This window comes from Streptomyces sp. NBC_01390, from assembly GCF_045040105.1.
GTDB lineage: Bacteria > Actinomycetota > Actinomycetes > Streptomycetales > Streptomycetaceae > Streptomyces.
The window spans coordinates 3090337-3104636 of the sequence record NZ_CP109551.1 but is presented as its reverse complement, the minus strand read 5'-3'; the positions used below and the strand labels follow the sequence as shown (position 1 = coordinate 3104636).

12 protein-coding genes and 1 pseudogene are annotated in these 14300 nt (G+C 69.1%); 7 read left to right on the top strand and 6 right to left on the bottom strand.

Features of this window, described 5'->3' with window-relative positions; genetic code table 11:
• Positions 1-22: 22 nt before the first annotated feature.
• The 6 genes from uvrB (at position 23) to OG241_RS13800 (ending at position 8121) form a co-directional block, all read left to right on the top strand.
• Positions 23-2161 (top strand): excinuclease ABC subunit UvrB, encoded by a 2139-nt coding sequence (gene uvrB / locus OG241_RS13825; RefSeq protein ID WP_405815608.1) that lies wholly within the window; start codon positions 23-25, stop codon positions 2159-2161.
• 226 nt (positions 2162-2387) lie between these two features.
• A complete protein-coding gene (locus tag OG241_RS13820) occupies positions 2388-2954 on the top strand; it encodes a TerD family protein (RefSeq protein WP_405826193.1) in 567 nt (188 codons plus the stop codon).
• A gap of 51 nt (positions 2955-3005) precedes the next feature.
• On the top strand, positions 3006-5030 hold the full coding sequence (locus tag OG241_RS13815; RefSeq protein WP_405815607.1) for a TerD family protein: 2025 nt from the start codon (positions 3006-3008) through the stop codon (positions 5028-5030).
• A gap of 285 nt (positions 5031-5315) precedes the next feature.
• A complete protein-coding gene (locus OG241_RS13810; RefSeq protein ID WP_405815606.1) occupies positions 5316-6317 on the top strand; it encodes a TerC family protein in 1002 nt (333 codons plus the stop codon).
• Between the two features lie 126 nt (positions 6318-6443).
• Positions 6444-6758, top strand: a complete 315-nt coding sequence (locus tag OG241_RS13805) for a hypothetical protein (protein WP_405815605.1) — start codon at positions 6444-6446, stop codon at positions 6756-6758.
• Positions 6759-7020: 262 nt separating this feature from the next.
• A complete protein-coding gene (locus tag OG241_RS13800) occupies positions 7021-8121 on the top strand; it encodes a calcium:proton antiporter (RefSeq protein WP_405815604.1) in 1101 nt (366 codons plus the stop codon).
• Between the two features lie 12 nt (positions 8122-8133).
• Here OG241_RS13800 and OG241_RS13795 read toward each other — a convergent pair whose 3' ends face one another.
• Positions 8134-9405 carry an MFS transporter gene (locus tag OG241_RS13795; RefSeq protein ID WP_405815603.1) on the bottom strand — a complete coding sequence of 424 codons (1272 nt, stop codon included), beginning with the start codon at positions 9403-9405 and terminating at the stop codon, positions 8134-8136.
• Between the two features lie 92 nt (positions 9406-9497).
• Positions 9498-10544: a S66 peptidase family protein gene (locus OG241_RS13790; protein ID WP_405815602.1), complete on the bottom strand. Its 1047-nt coding sequence runs from the start codon at positions 10542-10544 to the stop codon at positions 9498-9500.
• Positions 10545-10652: 108 nt separating this feature from the next.
• Between OG241_RS13790 and aroQ the strand changes: the two genes are divergently transcribed.
• Entirely contained in the window at positions 10653-11126 is a 474-nt protein-coding gene (aroQ, locus tag OG241_RS13785; protein WP_405815600.1) for a type II 3-dehydroquinate dehydratase, read from the top strand.
• A 1-nt stretch (position 11127) separates the two neighbouring features.
• Here aroQ and OG241_RS13780 read toward each other — a convergent pair whose 3' ends face one another.
• From OG241_RS13780 to OG241_RS13765, 4 genes and pseudogenes are all read right to left on the bottom strand, one after another.
• Positions 11128-11856 (bottom strand): amino acid ABC transporter ATP-binding protein, encoded by a 729-nt coding sequence (locus OG241_RS13780; RefSeq protein WP_405826191.1) that lies wholly within the window; start codon positions 11854-11856, stop codon positions 11128-11130.
• A 41-nt stretch (positions 11857-11897) separates the two neighbouring features.
• A complete protein-coding gene (locus OG241_RS13775; RefSeq protein ID WP_405815599.1) occupies positions 11898-12806 on the bottom strand; it encodes an amino acid ABC transporter permease in 909 nt (302 codons plus the stop codon).
• A complete protein-coding gene (locus tag OG241_RS13770; protein WP_405815598.1) occupies positions 12803-13687 on the bottom strand; it encodes an ABC transporter substrate-binding protein in 885 nt (294 codons plus the stop codon). Before OG241_RS13770 ends, OG241_RS13775 begins: the two co-directional genes overlap by 4 nt.
• A 318-nt stretch (positions 13688-14005) precedes the next feature.
• Positions 14006-14194: pseudogene (locus OG241_RS13765) on the bottom strand (MBL fold metallo-hydrolase); the annotation flags it as partial.
• Between the last annotated feature and the right edge of the window lie 106 nt (positions 14195-14300).

Here is a 14300-nt window from a genome sequence, read left to right as displayed (position 1 = left end):
TGGGTGGCCGTACGGTGGATGCATGCGGCCAGTTTCCAAGATCGAACGCACGGTGGCGCCTTTCGAGGTCGTCAGCCCCTACCAGCCGAGCGGCGACCAGCCGACGGCCATCGCCGAGCTGGCTCGGCGCGTCGAAGCAGGTGAGAAGGACGTCGTGCTCCTCGGCGCGACCGGCACCGGCAAGTCCGCCACCACCGCGTGGATGATCGAGAAGCTTCAGCGCCCCACGCTCGTCATGGCGCCGAACAAGACCCTGGCCGCCCAGCTGGCGAACGAGTTCCGTGAACTCCTGCCGAACAATGCCGTCGAGTACTTCGTCTCGTACTACGACTACTACCAGCCCGAGGCGTACGTCCCTCAGTCGGACACCTACATCGAGAAGGACTCCTCGATCAACGAGGAGGTCGAACGGCTGCGCCACTCCGCGACCAACTCGCTGCTCACCCGGCGGGACGTCATCGTGGTCGCCTCCGTGTCCTGCATCTACGGCCTCGGTACTCCGCAGGAGTACGTGGACCGGATGGTCTCCCTCAAGGTCGGTGAGGAGATCGACCGGGACCAGTTGCTGCGCCGCTTCGTCGACATCCAGTACACGCGCAACGATCTGGCCTTCACCCGCGGCACGTTCCGGGTGCGCGGCGACACCATCGAGATCTTCCCGGTCTACGAGGAACTGGCAGTCCGCATCGAGATGTTCGGTGACGAGATCGAGGCCCTCTCCACCCTCCACCCGCTCACCGGCGAGATCATCAGCGAAGACGAGCACATGTACGTCTTCCCGGCCACCCACTACGTGGCAGGACCCGAGCGCATGGCGCGGGCCGTCAACGACATCGAGAAGGAACTCGGCGACCGCCTCGCCGAGCTGGAGAAGCAGAACAAGCTCCTCGAGGCCCAGCGCCTGAGGATGCGGACGACGTACGACCTCGAGATGCTTCGCCAGATCGGCTCCTGCTCCGGAGTCGAGAACTACTCGATGCACTTCGACGGCCGCCTTCCCGGCTCCCCGCCGAACACCCTCATCGACTACTTCCCGGACGACTTCCTCCTGGTCATCGACGAGTCGCACAGCACTGTCCCGCAGATCGGTGCCATGTACGAGGGCGACGCGTCCCGTAAGCGCACCCTCGTCGACCATGGCTTCCGGCTGCCGTCCGCGCTGGACAACCGCCCCCTGAAATGGGAGGAGTTCCAAAAGCGCATCGGCCAGACCGTCTACCTGTCGGCGACCCCCGGCAAGTACGAGCTGTCCCGTGGTGACGGCTTCGTCGAGCAGATCATCCGCCCCACCGGCCTCATCGACCCCGAGGTCGTCATCAAGCCCACCGAGGGCCAGATCGACGACCTGGTGCACGAGATCCGCACCCGCGCGGAGAAGGACGAGCGTGTTCTGGTCACCACGCTCACCAAGAAGATGGCCGAGGATCTCACCGACTACTTCCTGGAACTGGGCATCCAGGTCCGCTATCTGCACAGCGACGTCGACACCCTGCGCCGGGTCGAGCTGCTGCGTGAACTGCGCGCCGGCGAGTTCGACGTCCTGGTCGGCATCAACCTCCTCCGGGAGGGCCTCGACCTCCCCGAGGTGTCCCTGGTGTCGATCCTCGACGCCGACAAGGAGGGCTTCCTGCGCTCCGGCACCTCCCTGATCCAGACCATCGGCCGCGCGGCGCGCAATGTGTCCGGCCAGGTCCACATGTACGCGGACAAGATCACTCCGGCGATGGAGAAAGCCATCGAGGAGACCAACCGGCGCCGGGAGAGGCAGGTCGCGTACAACAAGGAGAAGGGCATCGACCCGCAGCCCCTCCGCAAGAAGATCAACGACATCGTCGCGCAGATCGCCCGCGAGGACGTCGACACGGAACAGCTCCTGGGTTCGGGTTACCGCAAGTCGAAGGACGGCAAGGCGGCCAAGGCCCCGGTGCCCGCGCTCGGCGGCAAGGCCGCCAAGGGAGCCCGGGCCGGCAAGGGCAAGGCAGGGGAGACGGTGCCGACCGACCGCCCCGCAGCCGAACTCGCCGACCAGATCGAGGAGATGACGGCACGGATGCGTGCCGCCGCGGCCGACCTGCAGTTCGAGATCGCCGCCCGGCTGCGCGACGAGGTGTCGGAGATGAAGAAGGAACTGCGGCAGATGAAGGAGGCCGGCCTGGCCTGACCGCCGCACGGGGCAGGCGGGGCGACCGCCGTCGGCGTCCGTGAGCTGCGTCGTACGCGCAGTGTTGCAACACCGACACAAAGTGCGTCCGAGGCTTAGGCACTGTCAGTGCCCCTGCGTAGGGTTCAGGTCATCCGCGGACCCCGCGGAAACAGGGGACGGCTCGAGAGGGGAACAGCGCGTGGTGGACGTATCCAAGGGTGGAACGCCCAGTGGCAGCGTCAATCTGACCAAGGGTCAGGCCATCAGCCTGCAGAAGAACGACGGGGGCACCCTGACCGCGGTGCGGATGGGCCTCGGCTGGCAGGCGGCACCCCGTCGGGGCCTGTTCGGGTCGCGTACGCGGGAGATCGACCTGGACGCCTCGGCCGTACTGTTCGCCGACAAGCAGCCCATGGACGTCGTGTTCTTCCGCCACCTCGTGAGCGACGACGGCTCTGTGCGGCACACCGGTGACAACCTCGTCGGCGGTGTCGGCCAGGGTGGTGACGACGAGGCGATCCTCGTAGACCTGCCGCGTGTGCCGGTCCACATCGACCAGATCGTCTTCACCGTGAACTCCTTCACGGGGCAGACCTTCCAGGAGGTGCAGAACGCGTTCTGCCGGCTGGTCGACGAGACCAACGGTGACGAACTCGCCCGCTACACGCTGGACGGCGGGGGCCAGTACACGGCTCAGATCATGGCGAAGGTGCACCGCGCGGGCTCGGGCTGGCAGATGACAGCCCTTGGCACGCCCGCCAACGGCCGCACCTTCCAGGACCTGATGCCGGCGATCCTGCCGCATCTGTAGCCGGGCCGGGCGGCCCACGGAACAAGAGAACGACACGGGGGGACGAAGGCGATGACGGCCGAGCTGGTCCGGGGGCAGAACCATCCGCTCTCCCAGGTCCGCCTCGAAGTGCGGATCTCGGCCGGCACGCCGATCGTGGCCGGGGCCACGATCGGCGACGAGCAGGGCAGGGTTCGCGGCGTCGAGTGGGTGGCCCATCCAGGAGCTCCCACGCTCCCCGGCCTGGAGGTCTCCAAGCAGGCGGCGGCCGACCACCGGCTCGCCGTGGACCTGGGTGCCATGCCGGAGTCCGTGCACCGGATCAGCGTGCTGCTGGCCCTGCCGTCGGGTGGGGGAGGGCCGGTCCGGTTCGGTGCCGTGGCCGCCCCCTTCGTCGCCGTGACCGGCCTCGACGGCACCGAGATCGCCAGCTACCGGATCACGGGCCTCGAGGCCGAGTCGGCGGTGGTCGCCCTGGAGCTCTACCGCAGGCACGACGCCTGGAAGGTGCGCGCCATCGGCCAGGGATACGCCGGCGGCCTCGTCGAACTCCTCACCGACCAGGGCCTCCCCGAGGCACGCCACCTCGCGGACGTCATCGACGAGGCGGTGTCCCGGGCCCACTCCCGCGCAGTGGCGCCCCCGCCACCCCGCACAGTGGACGGCGACCGCACTCGCCGGACAGCGTCGTCCCCCGAACCCGCGCAGGCCACGTCGCCGTACGGGGCTCAGGGGCCCCAGGACACCCCGATTCCCGGCGCCCCGGAGCAGGCCGGTTCCCCGGTTCAGGGGGACCAGGGCACTGCTCGGCCTTCGTCGCCGTACGAAGTCCAGGACCCGCAGAACACCCCGGCGCAGGCCGACACCGCTGCCGGAACTCCCATCGACTACAGCCATCCCGGCCGCCGTACGGCCGCTCCGCCGCCGGCACCGCCGACCGCACCCCCGGCCCGGTCCGGCGAGTCCGCGCGGCCGGTCGCGGGCGACGCGACCGGATGGTCCATGGACGAGCGGCTCTACAACCAGGTCTGGGGCATGTTCGAGGACCTGGCGCGAACCGTCGCCGCATACCGCAGCGCCGTGGACTTCGCCGACTCGCGTATGGAACAGGAGATCGACAAGGCGCTGGCAGATCCACGCAGCAGGGTCGGGGGCCGGGGCGACGCCGCCCGGGAAGCGGCCCGCGCCAAGCAGGCCCAGCTCGTCGACCAGGCCCGCGCCGCCCTCGACCGCGACCTCTCCCAGCTGGCCGCCGAGGCCGAGGTGGTCGAGCCCGCGCTGCCCCTGGCGTACGCGCGCTGGGACAACCCGGTCTGGCACGGCTACCGCGTACCGATGGAAATGCCCATGGCGCTGCGCGTGGGCGACCTGCGGCTGCCCGAGAGTGCCGGACTGAGTGTCCCGATGCTTGTTCGGCTGCCGTTGGAGCGCGGCCTGTGGATCGACAGCGGCTGTGAGTCCCTCGACGGATCGTTCCTCGAATCCGACGAGCTGCGGCGGCTGGCCATGGACACGGCGGTGGCGCACGCGGCCCGGCTGCTCGCGGTCCATCCGGCGGGCGAATTCGCCGTGCACGTCATCGATCCGGCGGGTTCGGGAGCCCCGGCCCTCGCGCCGCTGCTGCGGACCGGTGTGCTCGCGGGCCCGCCCGCCACCGGGGCCGCCGGTGTCGCGGACGTCCTGGGCCGGCTGACCCAGCGCGTCGACCTGGTGCAGATGGCGGTGCGCGGTGGCGCGGCCGACTCACTGCCGCCTGACCTCGACACCGCTCAGCAGCTGGTGATCGTCAACGACTTCCCGCACGGTTTCGACGACCGGGCGGTCACCCAGCTGCGGTATCTCGCGGACGAGGGCCCGGCCGTCGGCGTCCACCTGATGATGGTGGCCGACCGTGAGGACGCCGCCGCGTACGGGCCGTTGCTCGACCCGCTCTGGCGTTCGCTGATGCGACTGACTCCTGTACCCGACGACCACCTAGCCGACCCGTGGGTCGGCCATGCGTGGACGTACGAGCCGTCGGTCGTGCCGCAGGGCAGTCAGGTGCTCCAGCAGGTGCTCGGCCAGGTCGCGGCGGCCCGCCGTTCCTGGAACCACTGACGCCCGCAGTCGCTTTACCAAGTATCTGCAAAGTCGCCTGACCTGCAGGTTTTGATTTTCTTTTACTAATCTCTTTACCTTTCCTTGGTGATTGGGGTACTGTCTTCCCAACGGAGGGGAGTACTCCCTACCTGCTGCGGCGTACCCGTCAATACGGATCAATCCAGATCCCGGGGCGTCGGCCCGCAGGCGTCCGGGCGCGTGAAGGAGCCCGGCTGTCGCGGGTGGAAGAGACCTCCGGTAGCGACGACGCTGAAATTTGCCGTTACTACTGCCGGAGGCGCAGTGAATGTTTCCGTGACCCTTTGGGTCCTTACCATCGTGGGTCTCGCCGCTCTGATCGCGGTGGACTTCTTCATCGGGCGCAAGCCTCACGACGTGTCGATCAAGGAAGCCGGAATCTGGACGGTCGTCTGGATAGCCCTGGCCGGCCTCTTCGGCGTGGGACTGCTCGTCTTCAGTGGCGGCGAGCCCGCCGGCGAGTTCTTCGCGGGCTTCATCACCGAGAAGTCGTTGAGTGTCGACAACCTCTTCGTCTTCGTCCTGATCATGGCGAAGTTCGCGGTGCCCTCGCAGTACCAGCAGCGCGTGCTCCTCGTCGGTGTCCTCATCGCGCTTGTCCTGCGCGCGATATTCATCGCCGCCGGTGCAGCGATCCTCGCGAGCTTCGCGTGGGTGTTCTACATCTTCGGTGCCTTCCTCATCTGGACCGCCTGGAAGCTGATCCAGGAGGCCCGCGCCGACGACGAGGACGAGGAGTTCGAGGAGAACAAGCTGCTCAAGGCTGTCGAGAAGCGGTTCGGCGTGGCCGACCGCTACCACGGCACCAAGCTGTGGATCGAGCAGAACGGCAAGCGGGTCATGACGCCGATGCTGGTCGTGATGCTCGCGATCGGTACCACGGACGTCCTGTTCGCCCTCGACTCGATCCCGGCGATCTTCGGCCTGACCCAGGACCCCTACATCGTCTTCACCGCCAACGCGTTCGCCCTGATGGGCCTGCGCCAGCTGTACTTCCTCATCGGCGGACTGCTGAGGAAGCTGGTCCACCTCTCGTACGGCCTGTCGGTCATCCTCGGCTTCATCGGCGTCAAGCTGGTGCTGCACGCGCTGCACGAGTCCGGTGTCCACGTACCGGAGATCTCCATACCGGTCTCCCTCGGAGTGATCTGCGGGGTCCTGGTCATCACCACGATCACCAGCCTGATCGCGTCCAGGAAGCAGGAGGCGCTCAAGGCGGCGCAGAACGACAGCGAAGGCGCTCCGAAGGACAGCATCGAGGCCTGACCACGTCGGACGTAGGAACAACCACATCGGGAGCGGTGCGCGGCGAATTGCCGATCACCGTTCCCGGTGCTTCGTTGGATGGTGAGCGTCCCTTGTCCGGGGACGCCACGGCCGGGTGGAGGCATCGTGGAAACACCGACGAAGTTCGTTCAGATCATCGACATCGAGACCGACCGGATGGAGGAGATGCGGGCACTGGTCCAGGAGGCCGACGCGAGTCTCGGCGGCCGTGCCGGCGGACCCACGCACCGCCTCGTCCTGCAGGACAGGAACCAGCCCAACAGGTTCCTGGTGGTGATCGAGTTCGACTCCCACGACGAGGCCATGCGCAACAGCGACGACCCGGAGACGAGCAGGATGGCGGAGAAGATGGCCTCGCTGTGTACGAGGCCCCCGATCTTCACCGACTGCGACGTACAGGAGAAGACCGAGCTGAAGTAGCGGCGGCGGGACAACCGAGTGGGCCCAGCGGCGCGCGCCGGGCCCGTGCCGCCGTAGGGCTCCGGGCCCGGCGAACCGGTGCGGGAGGCCGGTGCGAGGGTCCGGGGTGCGGGAGTACGCGCCCCGTTCCGGGGCAGCGGATCGAAGCCCAGGCAGAACACGAAGGGAGCAGGGTGAAGGACCGTCTGTGGGGTGGTCGTCATGAGCGGGCGCGGATAGGTGTGCGGGTGTGTGGCGCATGTCCGTCTGCGACGGTCGCTGAATGATCGTCCAACTGCGGTCGCTCGCGACGCGGTGGACGGCCGTCGTGCCGATGGCCGCGGTCGTCCTGCTGGTGTTCACCTGGGGACGCGACCTCCCCGGCGTGGTCGTCGCACTGGTGACACTGGTCCTCGCGGGAGCCGTGCTGGCCGCCGTGCACCACGCGGAAGTGATCGCCCACCGGGTCGGTGAACCCTTCGGCTCCCTCGTGCTGGCCGTCGCCGTCACGATCATCGAGGTCGCCCTGATCGTCACGCTGATGGCGGACGGCGGGGACAAGAGTTCCACCCTGGCGAGGGACACCGTCTTCGCGGCCGTGATGATCACCTGCAACGGCATCGTCGGGCTGAGCCTCCTCACCGCCTCGATCCGCCACGGGACCGCGGTCTTCAACCCGGAGGGCACCGGCGCCGCCCTCGCCACGGTCGCGACGCTGGCCACGCTCAGCCTGGTACTGCCGACGTTCACCACGAGCAAGCCGGGTCCCGAGTTCTCCACCGCCCAGCTCACCTTCGCCGCGCTCGCCTCCCTGGTCCTCTACGGCCTGTTCGTGGCGACCCAGACCGTGCGGCACCGCGACTACTTCCTCCCCGTCTCTCGGCAGGGCGAGGTCATCACCGCGGACGGCCATGCCGAACTCCCGACCGCCCGCGAGGTCAAGGTCAGCCTGGGCCTGCTGGGCATGGCGCTCATCGGCGTGGTCGGTCTCGCGAAGGGCGTGTCGCCCACCATCGAGTCCGGGGTGGAGGCGGCCGGCCTGCCCCATGCCGTCGTCGGTGTGATCATCGCCCTGCTCGTGCTGCTTCCCGAGACCATCGCCGCGCTGCGCTCCGCGCGCCGTGACCGGGTGCAGACCAGCCTGAACCTCGCTCTTGGGTCCGCGATGGCCAGCATCGGCCTGACCATCCCCGCCGTGGCACTGGCGTCCGTCTGGCTCTCCGGGCCGCTGGTCCTCGGCCTCGGCGCCACCCACATGGTGTTGCTGGCCCTGACAGTGGTGGTGGGTTCGCTGACGGTGGTGCCGGGGCGGGCCACGCCGCTCCAGGGCGGCGTACATCTGGTGCTGTTCGCGGCCTACCTGGAGCTGGCCATCAACCCCTGATCGCCGTTCCCGTCACTCCGTGGCCGGTACGGCGGCGAGGCGGGGCACCGGCCTGGTCTCCGGCAGCAACGCGAAGCACCCCAGGCTGAACAGGGCGATCCCCGTCAGGTACAGCCCCACGCCCCACGGGACCCGGCCCCCGTCCTCGGCGAGCGCCGTCGCCACGATCGGCGTGAGCGCGCCGCCGAGGACCCCGCCGAGGTTGTAACCGACCGTGGCGCCCGTGCACCGTACGCGTGGCTCGTACAGCTCCGGCAGATACGCCGCGATCACCGCGAACATCGTGACGAACGCGATCAGCGCCACCAGGAACCCGAGGAACATCAGCAGCGGTTCGCCGGTCGACAGCAGCGCGACCATGGGGCACATCCACAGGGCGGCCGCGGCACACCCCGTGAGGCACAGCGGCCGGCGGCCGTAACGGTCCCCGAGGAGAGCCACCACGGGGGTCAGGGCGCCCTTGACCACCACCGCGGCCATGATGCAGGCCAGCATGACGGTACGGCTGACACCGAGGTGTTCCGTCCCGTAGGCGAGGGACCAGGTCGTCACCGCGTAGAACACCGCGTATCCGACCGCGAGCGCACCCGCCGTCAGCAGGACCAGCCGCCAGTGGTCGCGCACCACTTCGGCGAGCGGCACGCGGCTGTGGTTGTCGATCTCCAGGAAACTCGGGCTCTCGGGGAGCGAGGAACGCAGCCACAGCCCCGCCACGGCGAGCACCCCGGCCGCCCAGAACGGCACCCGCCACCCCCACGAGGCGAACTGCGCCTCCGTGAGGGACACGGACAGCGCCAGCATCACGCCGTTGGCGAGCAGGAAGCCCACCGCGGGGCCGACCTGCGGGAAGCTCGCCCACAGAGCGCGCCGTTCGGCCGGCGCGTGCTCCGCGGTCAGCAGGACCGCCCCGCCCCACTCCCCGCCGAGCCCGAGCCCCTGGAGGAAACGCAGCGCCAGGAGGAGCACGGGAGCCGCGGTGCCGATCGACCCGTACGTCGGTAGGCAGCCGACCGCGACCGTCGACGCCCCGGTCAGCAGCAGGGAGACGACGAGGACCGGCCGCCGCCCGTGCCGGTCCCCGATGTGGCCGAACAGCACCGACCCCAGCGGCCGGGCGAGGAACCCGACACCGAACGTCCCGAAGGCGGCCAGCGTCGCGGCCACCGGCGAGAACGTCGGGAAGAACAGGGGCCCCAGCACCAGTGCGGCCGCGGTGCCGTAGACGAAGAAGTCGTAGAACTCGATGGCCGTCCCCGCGAGCGAGGCGGCGGCCAGCCGCACCATGGAAGGCGCCCTTACCCTGCGTACGTCGTGCATACCGGGTCAACTACCCACGGTGACCGCGCGTTACGGGGGCGTGCGGGAGACGACCGGGATCAGTACGTCACGGTGATGCGCCGGTCAGGGCCGTCTACCCGTATCGACCCTCCATAGGGGAGGACGAGTTGCGGATCCGTGTGTCCGAAGTCCACGTCGAAGACGGTCATCAGACCGGGAGCGTAGGCGCTCAGCGCGCGCTGGACCGCCTCCCGCTGCTCGGCGGCGTAACGGGCGGCCTCATCCGGGCTGTTGGGCTGTTCGAAGGACCAGGTCTTGGCGCGCCCCATCAGCAGCGCGGAGAAGCGCTGGAGCAGTCCTCGCTCGCCCATGTTGCGCAGCGTCCGGAAGACCTCCTCGCTGCTCGGCATGTCCTCCGAGGTCTCCAGGAGCAGCACTCCACCGTCGTAGACCGTCAGATCGTGGGAGATCTCGCGGTCGGCCATCAGCAGCCAGCCCAGGATCTCCAGACAGCCGCCCCAACCGCGGCCCTCCACCACACGGTCGGCGTTCAGCCAGGTCCAGCCGGTGCCGGGCCGGGTCTCCGGTTCGCTGTCGAAGGTCGCGGGGTCGGCCCAGTCGCGGTTGACGTCGTTCCAGCGCTCGGCGGGCCGCAGTTCGTACTCTCCCGACGTGAACAGGGCGGCCCGCAGGGACTCGGCGGTCAGCGGTTCCATGGCCACGGGACGTCCCAGCGCCGTCATCACGGTGGCGCCGTGGTAGCCGACGATCCCGGTGTTGTACAGGAAGGCGAGCAGGTTCGTGTTGTCGCTCATCCCGAAGAACGGCTTCGGGTTCGCCCGGATCAACTCCCGGTCCAGGAACGGCAGGACGGTGATCTGGTCGTCGCCGCCGATCGTCGCGATGACCGCCTTGATGTCGGGATCGGCGAACGCCGCGTGGATGTCGTCGGCGCGCTCCTGGGGCGTCGAGCCCATCTTCCGGGTCGCCGGATACTCGACCGGTTCGAGCCCGAACTCCTTGCGCAGCCGCTCCAGCCCCAGTTCGTGGGGGCGCGGGAAGAGCCCGGGCAGTCCGGCTCCTGGCGAGATCACGGCTATGCGGTCGCCGGGTGAAGGCTTGGGGGGATAGACAGGGGTGGTCATGCCGGGACAGTACGGACCGCCCCACTGTCGGCGCACCGTGATAAACCGGGGGCTGAGCAGCGGTCCTCGACAGGCCGCCACCGCTGAACGGACCGGAGGAACCGAACCGTGCCCCGCACCCTCGCCAACGCCCCGATCATGATCCTCAACGGGCCCAACCTGAACCTCCTGGGCCAGCGCCAGCCGGAGATCTACGGCTCCGACACCCTCGCCGACGTCGAGGCCCTGTGCGCCAAGGCGGCGGCGGGGCACGGCGGCACGGTGGACTTCCGCCAGTCCAACCACGAGGGCGAGCTGGTCGACTGGATCCAGGAGGCACGCCTCAACCACGCGGGCATCGTCATCAACCCGGGCGCCTACTCGCACACGTCCGTCGCGATCCTGGACGCCCTCAACACCTGCGACGGCATGCCGGTGCTGGAGGTCCACATCTCCAACATCCACCAGCGCGAGACGTTCCGGCACCACTCGTACGTCTCGCTGCGCGCCGACGGCGTCATCGCGGGGTGCGGTGTGCAGGGGTACGTGTTCGGGGTGGAGCGGGTCGCCGCTCTGGTGAGTGCGGCTACCGCGGAGGCGTGACCTACAGCCGCCCGGCCTCCACGATCCGCCGCAGGAACTGCCGCGTGCGCTCCTGTTGCGGATCGCCGAACACCTGCTCGGCTGTGCCGCGTTCCAGGACCACGCCGCCCTCCAGGAAGCAGACCTGGTCCGCGACATCGCGGGCGAAGCCCATCTCGTGGGTGGCCAGCACCATCGTCATGCCGTCGCCCTTCAGATCCCGGACGACGGCGAGGACCTCGCCCACGAGCTCCGGGTCGAGGGCCGCGGTGACCTCGTCGAGGAGCAGCAGCCGGGGACGTACGGCAAGGGCGCGGACGATCGCCGCGCGCTGCTGCTGGCCGCCGCTCAGCCGGTCCGGGTACTCGCTCGCCTTCGCGCCCAGCCCGAGCCGCTCCAGCAGCTCACGGGCGTACTGCTCCGCCTCCGCGCGGTCCACGCCGTGTACGCGCCGCGGGGCGAGGGTGATGTTCTCCAGGACGGTCATGTGCGGGAAGAGGTTGTACGCCTGGAACACCACGCCGATCCGGCGGCGTACGGCGTCCTGGTCGGTCCGCGGGTCGGTGATCTCCTCGCCGTCCAGCCAGATCGCGCCGTCGTCGATGTCCTCCAGCAGGTTCGCGCACCGCAGGAGCGTCGACTTGCCCGAGCCGGACGCGCCGATCAGAGCGGTCACGGTGTGCGGGGCGACCTCCAGATCGACGTCCCGCAGGACGACCGTGTCACCGAAGGTCTTGCGCACGGCCTCCATGCGCAGCACGGGGGAGGAGGTGGAGCTGTCGGGGACGTCGCTCACAGTGTTCCTCCCTGCGCCCGTTGCCGGTCCATCCGGGCCGTCACCCAGTCCGTGAAGCGGGTCATCGGGATGGTCAGTGCGACGAAGACCAGTCCCGCGACGATGTACGGCGTGTAGTTGAGGCTGCGGCCCACGATGATGTCGGCCGCGCGTACGGCGTCGACCGCGCCGCCGATCGAGACGAGCCCGGTGTCCTTCTGCAGCGACACCAGGTCGTTGAGCAGTGGCGGCACCTGACGTCGGACGGCCTGGGGCAGCACGACGTACCGCAGCGCCTGCCGGTTGGTCAGCCCGAGGGAGCGCGCCGCCGCCCGCTGCGACGGGTGCACGGACTCGATGCCGGCCCTGAACACCTCGGCGACGTACGCCGAATACGTCAGCGTCAGCGCCGTACCGCCGAGGAGCACCGGGTCCACGGTGATGCCCTGGAGCCGCAGCGCCGGGACCCCCAGGACGACGATCATCAGGTTGATGATCAGCGGGAGTCCGCGGAAGAAGTCCGTGTACGCGGCGGCCAGCGCGCGCAGCGGGAAGAACACCGGGCCGCGCAGGGTGCGCGCGATGGCGATGAGCATGCCCAGGACAAGTACGGCGACTCCGCAGATCAGCAGCAGCCGTACGTTGAGCCACAGCCCTTCGAGGACCTTGGGGAACGCCTCGCGCGCGTACTGCGCGTTGAAGAACGTCTCCTTGGTGCGCGGCCAGCCCGGCGCGCTCACCACGACCAGGTAGATGACGATCCCGGTGACCAGGGTGGACAGCGCGGCGATCGACGTGGCGCGGCGCGCGCGGCTGCGCTTGTACCGCTCACGGTCGATCCGCCGCTGCGAGGGGACGTAACCGTCGCCCCGGTCCGGCAGGTCGGCAGGATCATCCTGCCCGGACTCCTCCTTCACTACTGTCACTTGAGCACCGGGGCGTCGACCGCGTCCGACAGCCACTGCTTCTCGATCGAGGCGAGCGTGCCGTCCTTGCGCAGGGCGTCCACCGCGGTCGTCACGCAGGAGGTGAGTGCGCTGCCCTTGTCGAGCACGAGTCCGAACTGCTCGGGCGTACCGCCCTGGTTCTCGAACTGCCCGACGATCTTCGCGTCGGTCACCTCGGCGGCGGTGATGTAGAAGGCGGTCGGCAGGTCCACGACGATGGCGTCGACCTGGCCGTTCTGCAGCGCGGACTTGGCCTGGTCGTTCTTGGCGTACGCGGCCGGCTCCTGGGTCGGCTTCACCACGTCGTCGATGTAGTTGAGGCTGGTGGTGCCGACCTGGGCGCCCAGCTTGAGGCCCTTGAGGTCCGCGATGCTGGTCGCCTTCGCGGCCTTGGAGTTCTTCAGCGCGATGACGGCCTGGCGGACGTCGTAGTAGCCGGACGAGAAGTCCACGGCCTTCTTGCGTTCGGCGCTGATCGACACCTGGTTGATGTCGAAGTCGAAGGTCTTCACCCCGGGCGCGAACGCCTTGTTGAAGGGCACGCTCTGCCACACGACGTTCGCCTTGTCGTAGCCGAGCTGCTGCGCGACCGCGTACGCGACCGCCGACTCGAAGCCCTCACCATTGGCCGGCTTGCCGTCCTTGAACCAGGGCTCGTACGCGGGCTCGTCGGTGGCGATCGTCAGTTTGTCCGAGGTCTGGGTGGCCAGCTTGCCCTTGGCACAGGTGGCTCCGGCCGTCCCGGTGGGTTTGGCGGCGCTCTTCTCATCCGGCTGCGGGGCGCAGCCGACAGCGGTGGCGAGCAGGGCGACAGTGGCGGCGGAAACCACGCGACGCAGCGTGTGAGGGGCAAGGTGCATGGCGGGAGAGTGGCAGCGCAGCATGCCATTTGTCCAGGTCACAGGCGGAATTGTCCGCATAGTGGGAACGGGTGTTACGTGTCTGTGAACGCCGGGGCCGCCGACCGAGGGCGGGGATCGACAGGTCGGCGGCCCGTACCGCTCAGGAGCCGTCATCCTGCGCGGGGCTGCTTTTCAGTGGACTACGCCAGGGCGCACGCCGGGAGCGCGTGTGCGCTCCCGGTATGTGTGTTCGTTTCGCACGGGGCGTGCGGCCGCCAACTGCGCGCCCCCTGGCTGGAGTTCACCACCCCGTGTGCGAGGTCGTCCCTCGCGGGCTCACCAGCCTCGCGCGTGCCATTGCGGCAGGTGGGGCCGCTCCGCACCCAGGGTGGTGTCGCTGCCGTACCCCGGGTAGACCCAGCTCTCGTCGGGGAGCGGACCGAAGATCTTCGTCTCCACGTCGTGGATGAGGCTGGCGAAGGCCTCCGGGTCCTTGCGCGTGTTGCCCACGCCACCGGGGAACACCACAGCACGCGCCAACACACGAGGTCACGGCGGCGCGTAAACCTACGGGCCGTGTCTCCGCGGCGTCGAAGTGGGCCGACAGCATCAGATGCCTGTGCAACGAGGC

Excerpts from the sequence above, each read along its gene's own strand:
- OG241_RS13800 (WP_405815604.1), top strand. The coding sequence starts at position 7,021 with ATGATCGTCCAACTGCGGTCGCTCGCGACGCGGTGGACGGCCGTCGTG.
- OG241_RS13815 (WP_405815607.1), top strand. The coding sequence starts at position 3,006 with ATGACGGCCGAGCTGGTCCGGGGGCAGAACCATCCGCTCTCCCAGGTC.
- uvrB (WP_405815608.1), top strand. The coding sequence starts at position 23 with ATGCGGCCAGTTTCCAAGATCGAACGCACGGTGGCGCCTTTCGAGGTC.
- OG241_RS13790 (WP_405815602.1), bottom strand. The coding sequence starts at position 10,544 with ATGACCACCCCTGTCTATCCCCCCAAGCCTTCACCCGGCGACCGCATA.
- OG241_RS13780 (WP_405826191.1), bottom strand. The coding sequence starts at position 11,856 with ATGGAGGCCGTGCGCAAGACCTTCGGTGACACGGTCGTCCTGCGGGAC.
- OG241_RS13795 (WP_405815603.1), bottom strand. The coding sequence starts at position 9,405 with ATGGTGCGGCTGGCCGCCGCCTCGCTCGCGGGGACGGCCATCGAGTTC.
- OG241_RS13770 (WP_405815598.1), bottom strand. The coding sequence starts at position 13,687 with ATGCACCTTGCCCCTCACACGCTGCGTCGCGTGGTTTCCGCCGCCACT.